The sequence below is a fragment of the Amycolatopsis sp. cmx-4-61 genome, assembly GCF_046548775.1.
In the GTDB taxonomy this organism is placed as follows: Bacteria; Actinomycetota; Actinomycetes; order Mycobacteriales; family Pseudonocardiaceae; genus Amycolatopsis.
The window spans coordinates 1-12471 of sequence record NZ_JAEBEI010000026.1 but is presented as its reverse complement, the minus strand read 5'-3'; the positions used below and the strand labels follow the sequence as shown (position 1 = coordinate 12471).

At 71.3% G+C, this 12471-nt stretch carries 10 protein-coding genes, 1 pseudogene and 1 riboswitch; of the genes and pseudogenes, 10 read left to right on the top strand and 1 reads right to left on the bottom strand.

Annotated features, from left to right (window positions below; all coding sequences use genetic code 11):
- Positions 1 to 55 precede the first annotated feature (55 nt).
- Positions 56 to 577, bottom strand: a complete 522-nt coding sequence (locus tag ACLJOU_RS41825; protein ID WP_410574825.1) for a general stress protein — start codon at positions 575 to 577, stop codon at positions 56 to 58.
- A gap of 211 nt (positions 578 to 788) precedes the next feature.
- Between ACLJOU_RS41825 and ACLJOU_RS41820 the strand changes: the two genes are divergently transcribed.
- The 10 genes and pseudogenes from ACLJOU_RS41820 to ACLJOU_RS41775 all read left to right on the top strand — a co-directional run.
- Positions 789 to 2153: a glutamine synthetase family protein gene (locus tag ACLJOU_RS41820; protein WP_410574824.1), complete on the top strand. Its 1365-nt coding sequence runs from the start codon at positions 789 to 791 to the stop codon at positions 2151 to 2153.
- Entirely contained in the window at positions 2134 to 2850 is a 717-nt protein-coding gene (locus ACLJOU_RS41815; RefSeq protein WP_410574823.1) for a gamma-glutamyl-gamma-aminobutyrate hydrolase family protein, read from the top strand. Before ACLJOU_RS41820 ends, ACLJOU_RS41815 begins: the two co-directional genes overlap by 20 nt.
- Complete coding sequence (locus ACLJOU_RS41810) at positions 2847 to 4214, top strand: aldehyde dehydrogenase family protein (protein WP_410574822.1); 1368 nt, start codon at positions 2847 to 2849, stop codon at positions 4212 to 4214. The genes ACLJOU_RS41815 and ACLJOU_RS41810 overlap by 4 nt, the downstream gene beginning before the upstream one ends.
- On the top strand, positions 4214 to 4981 hold the full coding sequence (locus ACLJOU_RS41805) for a 3-oxoacyl-ACP reductase (protein WP_410574821.1): 768 nt from the start codon (positions 4214 to 4216) through the stop codon (positions 4979 to 4981). Before ACLJOU_RS41810 ends, ACLJOU_RS41805 begins: the two co-directional genes overlap by 1 nt.
- A gap of 130 nt (positions 4982 to 5111) precedes the next feature.
- The gene (locus ACLJOU_RS41800) at positions 5112 to 6401 is read left to right on the top strand and encodes a helix-turn-helix domain-containing protein (RefSeq protein WP_410574820.1); all 1290 of its coding nucleotides are present in this window, start codon (positions 5112 to 5114) and stop codon (positions 6399 to 6401) included.
- Positions 6402 to 6600: 199 nt separating this feature from the next.
- Positions 6601 to 6699: riboswitch (glycine riboswitch) on the top strand.
- Positions 6683 to 9568, top strand: coding sequence for an aminomethyl-transferring glycine dehydrogenase (gcvP, locus tag ACLJOU_RS41795; protein WP_410574819.1), 2886 nt, complete (start codon positions 6683 to 6685; stop codon positions 9566 to 9568). (Overlaps the previous riboswitch by 17 nt.)
- 4 nt (positions 9569 to 9572) lie before the next feature.
- Positions 9573 to 10664 carry a glycine cleavage system aminomethyltransferase GcvT gene (gene gcvT / locus ACLJOU_RS41790; RefSeq protein WP_410574818.1) on the top strand — a complete coding sequence of 364 codons (1092 nt, stop codon included), beginning with the start codon at positions 9573 to 9575 and terminating at the stop codon, positions 10662 to 10664.
- 14 nt (positions 10665 to 10678) lie between these two features.
- The gene (gene gcvH, locus ACLJOU_RS41785; RefSeq protein WP_410574817.1) at positions 10679 to 11056 is read left to right on the top strand and encodes a glycine cleavage system protein GcvH; all 378 of its coding nucleotides are present in this window, start codon (positions 10679 to 10681) and stop codon (positions 11054 to 11056) included.
- Entirely contained in the window at positions 11056 to 12330 is a 1275-nt protein-coding gene (gene glyA, locus ACLJOU_RS41780; protein WP_410574816.1) for a serine hydroxymethyltransferase, read from the top strand. Before gcvH ends, glyA begins: the two co-directional genes overlap by 1 nt.
- A pseudogene (locus ACLJOU_RS41775) lies at positions 12327 to 12471 on the top strand (lipoyl synthase); the annotation flags it as partial. The gene glyA and the pseudogene ACLJOU_RS41775, both read left to right, overlap by 4 nt.

Sequence of the window (12471 nt, the reverse complement as noted above, 5' to 3'; positions counted from 1 at the left end):
TGCGGCGAAGGCCGCCTCCGGGAGATCCCGGAGGCGGCCTTCGGACTCGGATGCGTCAGTGGCCGAACGCGCTGCGCGCCGCGAGGTCCGCCAGCAGCGCGCGGCCCTTCTCCGCGTTGCGGGGCTGGGCCAGGACGTCGTAGCGGCGGGCCACCAGCTGGCTCTGCGAGACGAACCCGCGCTTGTTCCGGTTCACCGCGTAGCCCAGTGCGCCGAAGAGCAGGTTGAACCCGAGGCCGGCGACGAGGCCGATCACGATCGGGACCAGGCCGGCGCCCGGGTTGAGCAGGCTGAGCATCAGGCCGAGGAACACACCGAACAGCGCGCCGGACGTCGCCGCGCTGCCGAGGACCTTGCCCCACGACATCCGCCCCGCGATCCGCTCGACGAGCATCGGCTCCACGCCCACGATCGTGACGTCGGTGACGGGGAAGTCGGTGCCCGCGAGGTGGTCGACCGCGCGCTGTGCCTGCTCGTAGGACTCGTACGAACCGATCGGCCAGCCGGTGGGCATGGTCGGCAGCTGGGGCCGGGCCTGCTGCTGTCCGATCGTGCTCTGCTGCGTGAATGTGGTCATCGATCTCACCTCTCTTGTCCCGTTCAACGTGCGGGGACCCCCGTTTTCCTCCCGGCCGGGCGGATTCACAGACTCTTCTCAGCCGGGCAGCCCGGACATTCCGGGCGCCAGCGCAATGGTCTGAAAAGATACCTTTTCTCGGGTTGACCGGGACGGTGTCACCGGGTAGGAAGAACCGGCAAAGGATTCATATCAAACCTTTGGGGCGACGATGGCACGCAGGCGAGGCATGCTCACGCTCGACGAACTCCGGGCGCGCGTGGACGCGGGCACGATCGACACCGTGCTCGTCGCGCTCACCGACATGCAGGGCAGGCTGCAGGGCAAGCGCTGCTCGGCCGAGTACTTCCTGGACGAGGTCGTCGGCCACGCCACGGAGGCCTGCAACTACCTGCTCGCCGTCGACGTCGACATGAACACCGTCGACGGCTACGCGCTCTCGTCGTGGGAGAGCGGCTACGGCGACTTCGTGCTGCGCCCCGACCTCGAGACGCTGCGGGAGATCCCCTGGCACGAAGGCACCGCACTGGTGCTCGCCGACGTCGAGCGCGTGCAGGGCGGGCCGGTCGCGGTGTCGCCGCGGCAGATCCTGCGCCGCCAGCTCGACCGGCTCGCCGAACGCGGCCTCGCCGCCTACGTCGGCACCGAGCTCGAGTTCATCGTCTTCGACGACACCTACGAGGCCGCCTGGGACAAGCGCTACCACGGTCTCAAGCCCGCCAACCAGTACAACGTCGACTACTCGATGCTCGGCACCGCGCGGCTGGAGCCGCTGCTGCGCCGCATCCGCAACGACATGGCCGGCGCCGGGCTCTACCCCGAGTCGGCCAAGGGCGAGTGCAACCCCGGCCAGCAGGAGATCGCCTTCCGCTACACCGACGCCCTGACCACGTGCGACAACCACAGCGTCTACAAGAACGGCGCCAAGGAGATCGCCGCGCAGGAGGGCAGGAGCCTGACCTTCATGGCGAAGTACAACGAGCGCGAGGGCAACTCCTGCCACATCCACATCAGCCTGCGCTCGACCGAGGGCCGCGCGGTGCTGGCGGGGGACAGCGAGCACGGCTTCTCGAAGCTGATGGAGCAGTTCCTCGCCGGTCAGCTCGCCGCACTGCACGAGCTGACGTACTTCTTCGCGCCGAACGTCAACTCCTACAAACGGTTCATGCCCGGCAGCTTCGCGCCGACCGCGATCGCCTGGGGCACCGACAACCGGACGTGCGCGCTGCGCGTCGTCGGCCACGGCGAGTCGCTGCGGGTCGAGAACCGGGTGCCGGGCGGGGACGTCAACCCCTACCTCGCCGTCGCCGCGCTCGTCGCCGCCGGCCTGCACGGCATCGAGAACGAGCTGGAGCTGGAAGAACCCTTCACCGGCAACGCTTACGACTCCGATCGCGAGACCGTGCCGACGACGCTGCCCGAAGCCGCCGCGGCGCTCGCGCGGAGCGAACTCGCGCGGGAGGCGTTCGGCGACGAGGTCGTCGACCACTACCTGAACGCGGCGAAGATCGAGATCGACGCCTACAACGCCGCCGTCACCGACTGGGAGCTGATCCGTGGCTTCGAACGCCTCTGACGACCGCCCGGTCATCGGGCTCACCAGTTACCTGGAACCCGCGAAGTTCCTCGTCTGGGAGACCGAAGCCGCACTGCTGCACCGCGTCTACGTCGACTGCGTCGTCGCGGCCGGCGGCATCCCGGTGCTGCTCCCGCCGGTGTCCGACGCGCACGACCGGCTCGTGTCCACTGTGGACGGGCTGGTGCTCACCGGCGGCGCCGACGTCGAGCCCGGGCGCTACGGCGCCGAGCCGCACCCGGCCACCTACGTCCGGCCGGAGCGGGACGCCTTCGAGTTCGGCCTGTTCGATGCGGCCCGGCGCCAGGGCAAGCCGGTCCTCGGCGTCTGCCGCGGCCTGCAGGTGATGAGCGTCGCGCTGGGCGGCACGCTGGCCCAGCACCTGCCCGAGACCGCGGGCACCACCGAGCACCAGCCGGCCCCGGCGACCTTCGGCCGGGGCACGGTCACGCTCGCCGAAGGCAGCCGAGCGGCGGCGATCCTCGGGCCCGAGACCAAGACGCTTTGCTACCACCACCAGGCGATCGACCGGCTCGGCCACGGCCTGGAGGCGGTCGGGTGGGCGGGCGACGGCACCATCGAGGCCGCGGAACTACCCGGTGAGTTCACCCTCGGCGTCCAGTGGCACCCCGAGCAGGACAGCGACGGCGTCCGGCTGTTCCAGGCTCTCGTCGAAGCGAGCAAGGAGAGGGCATGACCAGCACGTTCGACGTCCTGAACCCCGCCACCGAGCAGGTGGTGCGGACGGTCCCGCTGACCAGCGCGGAGGAGACGGACGCGGCGATCGCCCGCGCGCACGCGGCCTTCCCGGCGTGGCGGGACGTCACCCCGGGCGACCGCGCCCGGCTGCTGCGCCGCTTCGCCGACGCCGTCGAGGCCGACATCGAGCACCTCGCGCGGCTGGAGGTCGAGAACTCCGGGCACACGATCGGCAACGCCCGCTGGGAGGCGGGCAACGTCCGCGACGTCCTCAACTACTACTCCGCCGCCCCGGAACGCCTGATCGGCAAGCAGATCCCGGTGCCGGGCGGCATCAACGTGACCTTCCAAGAGCCGCTGGGCGTCGTCGGCGTGATCGTGCCGTGGAACTTCCCGATGCCGATCGCCGGCTGGGGGTTCGCGCCCGCGCTGGCCGCCGGCAACACCGTCGTCCTCAAGCCCGCCGAGCTGACGCCGCTGACCGCGCTGCGGCTGGCCGAGCTGGCGCGCGAGGCGGGCATCCCCGACGACGTCTTCCAGGTGCTGCCCGGCAAGGGGTCCGTGGTCGGGCAGCGGTTCGTCGACCACCCGGGTGTGCGCAAGGTCGTCTTCACCGGCTCCACCGAGGTCGGCAAGCGGATCATGGCGGGCTGCGCGGCGCAGGTGAAGCGGGTGACGCTGGAGCTCGGCGGCAAGAACGCCAACATCGTCTTCGCCGACTCCGACCTGGAGAAGGCCGCGGCGACCGCGCCCTACGGCGTCTTCGACAACGCCGGCCAGGACTGCTGCGCGCGGTCGCTCATCCTGGTGCAGGCGAGCGCGTACGAGGAGTTCATGGCGCTGCTCGAACCCGCGGTGCACGGCGTCGTCGTCGGCGACCCCGGCGACGAGAAGACCGAGATGGGCCCGCTGATCTCGGCCGCGCACCGCGCGAAGGTGGCCTCCTACGTGCCGGACGACGCGCCCGTCGCGTTCCGCGGCACCGCGCCTTCCGGGCCGGGCTTCTGGTTCCCGCCGACCGTCCTCACCCCGGCGGACCTGCGGCACCCGGCCGCGGCGGAGGAGGTCTTCGGCCCGGTCGTCGCCGTCGTGCCGTTCGCGGAGGAAGCCGACGCGATCCGGATGGCGAACGCGACCGAGTACGGCCTGTCCGGCTCGATCTGGACCCGCGACGCCGGGCGCGCGTTCCGGGTGGCGCGCGGCGTCGAATCCGGCAACCTCTCGGTGAACTCGCACTCTTCGGTGCGCTACTGGACGCCGTTCGGCGGCTTCAAGCAGTCCGGCCTCGGCCGCGAGCTCGGCCCGGACGCCGCCGCGGCGTTCACCGAAACCAAGAACGTCTTTCTCAGCACGGAGGAGTAATGGTCCAGCGTTTCGAAGGCCGCGTCGCGGTCATCACCGGCGGCGCGAGCGGCATCGGGCTCGCCTCGGCCCGCCGCCTGGCGAGCGAAGGCGCGAAGGTCGTCATCGGGGACCTGACGCCGGATTCGGGCAAGGCCGCGGCCGACGAGATCGGCGGCGCGTTCATCCAGACCGACGTCACCGACGCCGAGCAGGTCGAGAACCTGTTCCACAGCACGGTGGAGCAGTTCGGCTCGGTCGACGTCGCCTTCAACAACGCCGGCATCTCGCCGCCGGAGGACGACTCCATCCTGACCACCGGCATCGAGGCGTGGGAGCGGGTGCAGCGGGTCAACCTGACGTCGGTGTACCACTGCTGCAAGGCCGTCCTGCCGCACATGCAGCGCCAGGGCAAGGGCTCGATCATCAACACGGCGTCGTTCGTGGCGGTGCTGGGCGCGGCGACGTCGCAGATCTCCTACACCGCGTCCAAGGGCGGGGTGCTGGCGATGAGCCGCGAGCTCGGGGTGCAGTTCGCGCGGGAGAACATCCGCGTGAACGCCCTGTGCCCGGGACCGGTGAACACCCCGCTGCTCAAGGAGCTGTTCGCGAAGGACCCGGAACGCGCGGCGCGGCGCCTGGTGCACGTGCCCGTCGGCCGGTTCGCCGAGCCGGAGGAAATCGCGGCGGCGGTGGCCTTCCTGGCCAGCGACGACGCCAGCTTCATCACGGCGTCGCAGTTCCTCGTCGACGGCGGCATCTCCGGCGCGTACGTCACCCCGCTCTAACGCTCGGCCTTCGTGACGTCGTAGACCTCCCGCAGGTAGCGCCAGGCGGCGTTGAGCTTCTTGCGCTCTTCGGAGTGCCGTGGGCGGGTCGTCCCGGCGCAAAGCCAGCCGGTTTCGTTAGCTTTGTGAGGTGACGCACTGGCGCGCCGGCGAATGGGCGGAAGCGGTCCGGACGGGCATCCGCGCGAGAGGGCTCTCCCTCGACGAGGCCGCCCGCCGCATCGGCGTCCCGACGTCCACCCTGCGCAGCTGGATCGAGCACCGGCACGCGCCGAAGGTGACGGTGTTCGACCACTGGGCCGAGATCGCCGAGGTCACCGGGCTGAGCGAGGCCGAGCTGCTGCGCGTCGCCGGCGTGCTGCCCGATGCGCTCGCTTCGCCGGTGCACGTCGCCCAGGCGGCGAAGGCCCTGCGGGAGGGCATCGACCTGGCCGGGCAGTTCCTCCGGCAGGCCACCGCGCTGGTCTACTCCTCGCCCGGCACGCAGGTGGCGAACGCCATCGCCGCGTCGCCGATCGACTGGGAGATGCGGATCCGCTCGGCCACCCGCGGCGACGAGGTCCGCGTCACCTACCACCACTACGTCGGGATCGTGCCGCCGCGGGACCTGCCCCACGACGACGCCGAGGTGCGGCGCATCATCGAGCACGACGTCCTCGGCGAGCTGTGGCGGCCGCTCGGGCTGTACTGGCGGGTCGCGGAGGTGCACGACTGGCACGAACCGCCCCGGCTGGTGATCCAGGTGCCCGAGCAGGAGGCGACGCGGCCGCCCGCGCCGTCGCCGGTGGTCGCGGCGCCGCCGGTCGTGGTGCTGTCGCCGATCTGGGGGTACGGCGAGCTGCTGGCGTCCCTGATCGCCGACGGGCTCGGGTTCGGCAACGTCGACTTCCGCTACTTCGGCCTCCCGGACGCGATGGCCGACCGCGTCCGGACCACCGCCCGCGAGCTCGCCGAACCCGCGCCGCGGCTGGTGCACTCGGTGCCGCCGATCATGCTGCTGCACGGCCTGGCCGTGCCCGACCTGACCGGACGCCTCCCGGCGGTGGTCCGGTACGGCCCGAAGATGCGCGCCCGCGCGGCCCGGATCTACCGGGACGCACTGCTCGAAGCGGGATTCGCCGACCCCCTCGCCGGAGCGCGGGCGATCGAGGCGGCGATCTCGGTCCCGCCGGGCTGCGCGTACTTCGAGGTGACGCTGGCCGACGAGGACGTCTTCGACGGCGACCGTCCCTCCCTGGACCGGCTCAACGACGCGGTGGCGTGGCACGCCGAGCAGATCGTCGAGCAGGTCCTGCTGGGTGCGGGCCTGCCGCCGGTGCCCCTCGGCGGCCCGTTGAAGCGCCTGGTCCTGCCCTCGGGCCGGGTCCGCCGCCCGCCCCCGCTCGCCGGGAGCGTGGTCCGCCGGGTCGCCGGGCCGTGACCCCCTTGTCGTGGGCCGCTCGAAGGCCGATGTGGTGTTGCTCGGGTGAAGTGGACGGACCTCGAACCCGGCAGGTACCGTTACCGCCACAACTGCAGATCGGGCCGTCGAGCCGAGGCGGGAGAGCCCTCACGAACGTGGTGGGGCACCGAAGGAGCAAACTCCCCGGAATCTCTCAGGTACCTGCTACCGCTTCAGGCGAGGCCACTCTGGAAAGCAGGCGCACCCGCGCCTCACCCAAGGTGAAAGCCGCTTCACACGCGGTGAAACTCTCAGGTGCCATGACAGAGGGGGAGTTCCCAGCGCACCCGTGTGCCCGGCCCGAGGAGCTCCCCATCACTTCCACGCAGTTCGACGCCCGCCACATCGGCCCGTCCGAGGCCGAACGCGCGAAGATGCTGGCCGAGTGCGGCTACGGCAGCCTGGACGCCCTCGTCGGGGCCGCCGTCCCGACCGCGATCCGCGCGACGAAGGAACTCACCCTCCCGCCCGCCGCGTCCGAAGAGGACGCCACCGCGGAGCTGCGCGCGCTCGCCGCGCGCAACCGGCCGATGACGCAGATGATCGGCCTCGGCTACTCCGACACCGTGACGCCCGGCGTGATCCGCCGCAACGTCCTCGAGAACCCGGCCTGGTACACCGCCTACACGCCCTACCAGCCGGAGATCTCCCAGGGCCGTCTCGAAGCCCTCCTCAACTTCCAGACCATGGTCGCCGACCTGACCGGCCTGGCCACCGCGAACGCCTCGCTGCTGGACGAGTCCACCGCCGTCGCCGAAGCCGTCACGCTGATGCGCCGCGCCTCGAAGTCCAAGTCGAACAAGGTCGTGCTGGACGCCGAGTGCCTGCCGCAGACCATCGCCGTCGTGCGCACCCGCGTCGAGGCCCTCGGCATCGAGGTCGAGGTCCGCGACCTGCTCACCGGGCTGCCCGAGGACTTCTTCGGCGTCGTCGTCCAGTACCCGGGTGCCTCCGGCGTGCTGCGCGGCCGCGGCTTCTACCACGCGATTTCCGAGTCGGCGAAGGCCGCGGGCGCGCTGTTCACCGTCGCCGCCGACCTCCTCGCCCTCACCCTGATCACCGCGCCCGGCGAGTTCGGTGCCGACGTCGCCGCCGGGTCGACGCAGCGCTTCGGCGTCCCGCTCGGCTACGGCGGCCCGCACGCCGGGTACCTGTCCGTCCGCGCCGGCCTCGAGCGGTCGCTGCCCGGGCGCCTGGTCGGCGTCTCGGTCGACGCCGACGGCAACCCGGCCTACCGCCTCGCCCTGCAGACGCGCGAGCAGCACATCCGCCGCGAGAAGGCGACGTCGAACATCTGCACCGCGCAGGTCCTCCCGGCCGTGCTGGCCGCGATGTACGCGGTCTACCACGGCCCGGACGGCCTGAAGAAGATCGCCCAGCGCGTCCACGGCCTCGCCGCGGGCTTCGCCGGCGCGCTGCGCAAGACCGGGGTCGAGGTCGTGCACGAGTCGTTCTTCGACACCGTCGTCGCGCACGTTCCGGGCCAGGCCGCCGAGGTCCACGCGGCCGCCCGCGCGGCCGGGATCAACCTCGGCCACGTCGACGACGACCACGTCCGCGTCGCCTTCGACGAGGTCAGCACCCCGGCGATCACCGCGAAGGTCCTGAAGGCGTTCGGCGTCGAAGCCGACGTCGAAGACGGTGTCGCGCTGCCCAGCGGCCTGGCCCGCGAGAGCGGCTTCATGGGCCACGAGGTCTTCGGCACCCACCGTTCCGAGACGGCGATGCTGCGCTACCTGCGCAGGCTCTCCGACCAGGACTACGCGCTCGACCGCGGGATGATCCCGCTCGGCTCCTGCACGATGAAGCTCAACGCCACCACCGAGATGGAGCCGATCAGCTGGCGCGAGTTCGCCGGCATCCACCCGTTCGCGCCGGCCGAGGACGCCGAGGGCTACCACGTCCTCGTGGCTCAGCTGGCCGAGTGGCTGGCCGAGGTCACCGGCTACGACAAGGTGTCGCTGCAGCCGAACGCGGGCAGCCAGGGCGAGCTCGCCGGCCTCCTCGCCATCCGCGCCTACCACCGCGCGAACGGCGACGACGCCCGGGACGTCTGCCTGATCCCGTCGAGCGCCCACGGCACCAACGCCGCTTCCGCGGTGCTCGCCGGGATGCGCGTGGTCGTCGTCAAGTGCACCGACGAGGGCAACGTCGACCTGGCCGACCTGCGGGCCAAGGTGGACGCCCACCGCGACACCCTCGCCGCGATCATGGTCACCTACCCGTCCACCCACGGCGTGTACGAGCACGACATCGACGAGCTGGCGAAGATCGTCCACGACGGCGGCGGTCAGGTCTACGTCGACGGCGCGAACCTCAACGCCCTGCTCGGCCTGGCCAAGCCGGGCGAGTTCGGCGGCGACGTCTCGCACCTGAACCTGCACAAGACCTTCTGCATCCCGCACGGCGGCGGCGGCCCCGGTGTCGGCCCGGTCGCGGTGCGCGCGCACCTGGCCCCCTACCTGCCGAACCACCCGCTGCTCGACGCCGCCGGTCCGGAAACCGGCGTCGGCCCGATCAGCGGCGCGCCGTACGGCTCGGCGTCGATCCTGCCGATCTCCTGGGCCTACGTCCGGATGATGGGCGCGCCCGGCCTGACCGCGGCCACGAAGGTCGCGGTGCTGGCCGCGAACTACGTCGCCTCGCGCCTGGCGCCGCACTACCCGGTGCTCTACACCGGCCAGGACGGCCTGGTCGCGCACGAGTGCATCCTCGACCTGCGCCCGCTCACCAAGGAAACCGGTGTCACGGTCGACGACGTCGCCAAGCGGCTCATCGACTACGGCTTCCACGCGCCGACGATGTCGTTCCCGGTCGCGGGGACGCTGATGGTCGAGCCGACCGAGTCCGAGGACCTGGGCGAGATCGACCGGTTCTGCGACGCGATGATCGCCATCCGCGCCGAGATCGACGAGGTCGCGGGCGGCAAGTGGACTGCGGAGGAGTCGCCCCTGCGGGGTGCCCCGCACACCGCGGAGACGCTGGTCGGGGAGTGGGACAAGCCCTACAGCCGCGAGCTGGCCGTGTTCCCGGCCGGGGTGTCGCGCAAGAACAAGTACTGGCCGCCGGTGCGTCGCATCGACGGCGCCCGCGGCGACCGCAACCTCGTCTGCTCCTGCCCGCCCCTCAACGCTTACGAAGGCTGAACCCGTGTCACGTGAAACGTCCCTGCACGGAGTCCACAAGGGACTCGGTGCGCTGTTCACCGACTTCGCCGGCTGGTCCATGCCGGTCCGCTACGCCAGCGAGCTGGCCGAGCACAAGGCCGTCCGCGAGGCGGCCGGGCTGTTCGACCTCTCGCACATGGCCGAGATCCACGTCATCGGCGAGCAGGCGGCCGACGTCCTGGACTTCGCGCTGGTCGGCAACCTCACCGGGGTCAAGCCGGGCCGGGCGCGGTACACGATGATTTGCAACGCCGAGGGCGGCGTCCTGGACGACCTGGTCGTCTACCGCCTGGCCGACGAGCACTACCTCGTCGTCGCGAACGCGGGCAACGCGCAGGTCGTCGCGGACGCCCTGGAAGAGCGGGTCGCGGGCTTCGACGCGAAGGTCGACGACCGGTCCGAGACGACCGCGCTGATCGCCGTGCAGGGGCCGAAGGCCGTCGAGATCCTGGGCGCGGTCACCGACGCCGATCTGGCCGCGCTCAAGTACTACGCCAGCGTCCCGGCGTCGGTGAAGGGCCACGACGTCCTGCTCGCCCGCACCGGCTACACCGGCGAGGACGGCTTCGAGCTGTTCGTCGACGCCGACGAGGCCCCGGCGCTGTGGCGCCTGCTGCTGGAAGCAGGTGAGCCGCACGGCCTGGTCCCGGCCGGTCTGGCCTGCCGCGACACGCTGCGGCTGGAAGCCGGGATGCCGCTGTACGGCAACGAGCTCACCGTCGGGCAGAGCCCGTTCGAAGCCGGGCTCGGCCGCGTGGTCAAGTTCGAGAAGCCGGGGGACTTCGTCGGCCGGGCGGCGCTGGAAGAGCGGGCCGAGGCCGACGTCCCGCGCGTCCGGGTCGGGCTGAAGGGCGCCGGCCGCCGCGCTCCGCGCCACGGCTACGCGGTCCTGGCCGACGGCACGGAGATCGGTGAGGTCACCAGCGGCGCGCTGTCGCCCACCCTCGGGTACCCGATCGCCATGGCGTACGTCGATCGGGCGTACGCCGAGCCCGGTACCGAGCTCTCCGTCGACATCCGGGGCAGGATCGAGCCCGTCGAGGTCGTCGCCCTGCCCTTCTACTCCCGCGCGTAAGGACTCCCCGAACCGTGAGCATTCCCGAGAACCTGCAGTACACGAAGGAACACGAGTGGCTGAAGGTCGAGGACGGCGTGGCCACCGTCGGCATCACCGCCTTCGCCGCCGAATCGCTCGGTGACATCGTGTTCGTCCAGCTGCCCGAGGCCGGCTCGGCCATCACCGCGGGCGAGGTGTTCGGCGAGGTCGAGTCGACCAAGTCGGTCAGCGAGCTCTACGCGCCGGTCTCCGGCGAGGTCGTCGAGGTGAACGGCACCACATCGGACACCCCCGAGGTCATCAACTCCGACCCGTACACCGAAGGATGGCTCCTGAAGGTGCGTCTGACCGGGGACGTGCCGGACCTGCTCGACGCCGCCGCGTACGCCGCGCACACCCAGGAGAACTGATGACGACCTTCGACGCGCCCCTGTCCGAAGTCGACCCCGAGGTCGCCGCCGCCGTCGCGGACGAGCTCACCCGCCAGCAGTCGACCCTGGAGATGATCGCCTCCGAGAACTTCGCGCCGGTGGGCGTGCTCGAGGCGCAGGGCTCGGTGCTGACCAACAAGTACGCCGAGGGCTACCCCGGCCGCCGCTACTACGGCGGCTGCGAGCACGTCGACGTCGTCGAGCAGCTCGCCATCGACCGCGCGAAGGCCCTCTTCGGCGCCGAGCACGCCAACGTCCAGCCGCACTCGGGCGCGCAGGCCAACGCCGCCGCGATGTTCGCCGTCCTGAAGCCGGGCGACACGATCCTCGGCCTCGACCTCGCGCACGGCGGTCACCTGACGCACGGGATGAAGATCAACTTCTCGGGCAAGCTCTACAACGTCGTCGCCTACCACGTCGACAAGGAGACCGGGATCGTCGACCTGGCCGAGATCGAGCGGCTGGCCGTCGAGCACGAGCCGAAGCTGATCATCGCCGGCTGGTCCGCCTACCCGCGTCAGCTCGACTTCGCCGAGTTCCGCCGGATCGCGGACCGGGTCGGCGCGAAGCTGATGGTCGACATGGCGCACTTCGCCGGGCTGGTCGCGGCCGGGCTGCACCCGTCGCCGGTGCCGCACGCCGACATCGTCACCACGACCACGCACAAGACGCTCGGCGGCCCGCGCGGCGGCCTGATCCTGTGCCGCGAGGAGCTGGCGAAGAAGATCAACTCGGCGGTGTTCCCCGGTCAGCAGGGCGGCCCGCTGGAGCACGTCATCGCGGCCAAGGCCGTCGCGCTGAAGATCGCCGCGAGCGAGGAGTTCAAGGAGCGCCAGGAGCGCACCCTCGAAGGCTCGCGGATCCTGGCTTCGCGGCTGTCGCAGGAAGACTGCGCTTCGGCCGGTGTCCGGGTGCTGACCGGCGGCACCGACGTCCACCTGGTGCTGGTCGATCTGGTCCGGTCCGCGCTGGACGGTCAGCAGGCCGAGGACCGGCTGCACGAGGTCGGCATCACGGTCAACCGCAACGCCGTCCCGTTCGACCCGCGCCCGCCGATGATCACCTCCGGCCTGCGGATCGGCACGCCGGCGCTGGCGACCCGCGGCTTCCAGGCCGAGGACTTCACCGAGGTCGCCGACATCATCGCCGAAGCGCTGAAGCCGGACTTCGACGACGCCGTGCGGTCTCAGCTCCGCGGCCGTGTGGAGAGCCTGGCGAAGAAGCACCCGCTGTACGCGGACCTTTCGCGATGAGCGCGTCGCCCGAGGGCCGGAAGTTGTTGCGTCTCGAGGTGCGTAACAGTGAGACGCCGATCGAGAAGAAGCCGTCGTGGATCAAGACGCGGGTGCGGATGGGTCCGGAGTTCACCGAGCTCAAGGGTCTGGTGCGTCGCG

Bases quoted from the DNA above. Each gene is read 5' to 3' on its own strand.
- ACLJOU_RS41825 (WP_410574825.1), bottom strand. From the start codon at position 577: ATGACCACATTCACGCAGCAGAGCACGATCGGACAGCAGCAGGCCCGG.
- ACLJOU_RS41820 (WP_410574824.1), top strand. From the start codon at position 789: ATGGCACGCAGGCGAGGCATGCTCACGCTCGACGAACTCCGGGCGCGC.
- ACLJOU_RS41810 (WP_410574822.1), top strand. From the start codon at position 2,847: ATGACCAGCACGTTCGACGTCCTGAACCCCGCCACCGAGCAGGTGGTG.
- ACLJOU_RS41805 (WP_410574821.1), top strand. From the start codon at position 4,214: ATGGTCCAGCGTTTCGAAGGCCGCGTCGCGGTCATCACCGGCGGCGCG.
- gcvP (WP_410574819.1), top strand. From the start codon at position 6,683: ATGACAGAGGGGGAGTTCCCAGCGCACCCGTGTGCCCGGCCCGAGGAG.
- glyA (WP_410574816.1), top strand. From the start codon at position 11,056: ATGACGACCTTCGACGCGCCCCTGTCCGAAGTCGACCCCGAGGTCGCC.